Origin of the sequence: Clostridium sp. AF36-4, from assembly GCF_003435975.1 — a bacterium.
Lineage (GTDB): Bacteria > Bacillota > Clostridia > Lachnospirales > Lachnospiraceae > Eubacterium_F.
The window spans coordinates 1-1,480 of the sequence record NZ_QTVH01000065.1 but is presented as its reverse complement, the minus strand read 5'-3'; the positions used below and the strand labels follow the sequence as shown (position 1 = coordinate 1,480).

Annotated in this window: 2 protein-coding genes; one reads left to right on the top strand and one right to left on the bottom strand. The window is 37.3% G+C overall.

Going from position 1 to position 1,480, the window contains the following annotated elements; genetic code table 11:
• Nucleotides 1–61 precede the first annotated feature (61 nt).
• The gene (locus DW005_RS13595) at nucleotides 62–871 is read right to left on the bottom strand and encodes a helix-turn-helix transcriptional regulator (protein WP_117480193.1); all 810 of its coding nucleotides are present in this window, start codon (nucleotides 869–871) and stop codon (nucleotides 62–64) included.
• Nucleotides 872–1,069: 198 nt separating this feature from the next.
• Between DW005_RS13595 and DW005_RS13590 the strand changes: the two genes are divergently transcribed.
• Nucleotides 1,070–1,405 carry a nucleoside triphosphate pyrophosphohydrolase family protein gene (locus tag DW005_RS13590; protein WP_117480192.1) on the top strand — a complete coding sequence of 112 codons (336 nt, stop codon included), beginning with the start codon at nucleotides 1,070–1,072 and terminating at the stop codon, nucleotides 1,403–1,405.
• Nucleotides 1,406–1,480 lie beyond the last annotated feature (75 nt).

Sequence of the window (1,480 nt, the reverse complement as noted above, 5' to 3'; positions counted from 1 at the left end):
GTTTTAATTAAAGTCATCCACTTTTTTTAATGTGCTTTGCGGAAACTCAAGAAGGATAGCGCTACTTCTCCTGCAATTTTTTTCCGATTGTGCACACCAACTCCTCTTCGGTGATTGTCGGATTTCTTCGACATTCACTATCCATAATTTCAATTATTTTACTAAAATACCATGGTGCAAGTCCTCTCTCTAGCAATTGTTTAAATACATCGGTCAGATACCCATAGGAAATCCTTTCCGGCACAACGCCCCTAATAAGTGCAGGATATTTTTTCTGCAGATTCTCTACCATGTCTTTTACCAAATCCCGATTGAGAATGTGGGCATAGTTTTCTCTTACGGTCTTTTCTAAACGCTCTACGATATAACTAGCGTCTTTGATTTCTGTTTCTACCGACTCTTTTCGCAAAGTCTGACGATAAGACAAGATTGCAAACTCACGGGAGGCTAACCCTTCATCATCTCGTATCCGTACCAACGGCATTAGGATTCCTTCGCCCGCTAATTTTTTTCTTGCTTCTACAATTTTTTCCTGATATGTCCCATCCAAAAATGCAGGGACCAAATCTTTTCCGAAAATACACTCCAATGGCTCCAAACAATTTTGTAATTTGTGCCAGATTTCTTTTTGTGCTAAATCATTTCCGTTTTCTGTTATTTTCCGATTTTCTATCCCCAATAAATCGTCTGTGCTGATTTCTAATATCCGGCAAAGTTCCTTGAGTAATAAAATATCCGGTAAACTATGTCCCCGTTCCCATTTGCTAAGTGCCTGTGGTGTAACCCCCATTCGCTCTGCCAATTCTTCCTGTGTCATATTTTTATTTTGACGAAACATTGACAGTCTACTGCTAAAATTATTTTCTTTCATATGCTGTATCCTCCTTTGTTTTTAGTATAACAAAAGAGAAAAATCGTGTAAAACAACTTTGTGTTGATGAGCGGATCAACGAAAGGTGTAGAGAGTTCTCCAATCAATTTTAATTGTCCTGATTATCTGGCAGGTTTATAAATTTGGAATTTGTAAGGAACAGAAACTTTGAATTTGCACATTATGGAGGAAATTAGAATGAACATTAATGAATATCAGGAATTGGCAATGACTACTTTAAATCCTGAACTAAGTAAAAGAGACGTATTAATAAATAGTGTAATGGGATTATGTGGCGAATCAGGAGAAGCCATTGACATAGTAAAAAAATGGATGGCTCAAGGACATGAATTGGACAAGGAACATTTGGTAAAGAAACTTGGAGATGTAGCTTGGTATATTGCAGAAGCTGCGACAGCACTAGATATATCTCTTGAAGATATTTTTCAAGCAAATATTGATAAATTAAAGAGGCGATATCCAGATGGATTTGAAACAAAGAAATCTTTAGTGCGCCTAAAAGGAGATATATAACTTCCAGTTTGCAAAACTGACCAAAAATCATGACCACCAGCTCAGCTGGTGGTTTCCTCTGCGGCTATAAGCCTG

Coding starts and splice junctions, on each gene's coding strand:
- DW005_RS13595 (WP_117480193.1), bottom strand. CDS start 871: ATGAAAGAAAATAATTTTAGCAGTAGACTGTCAATGTTTCGTCAAAAT.
- DW005_RS13590 (WP_117480192.1), top strand. CDS start 1,070: ATGAACATTAATGAATATCAGGAATTGGCAATGACTACTTTAAATCCT.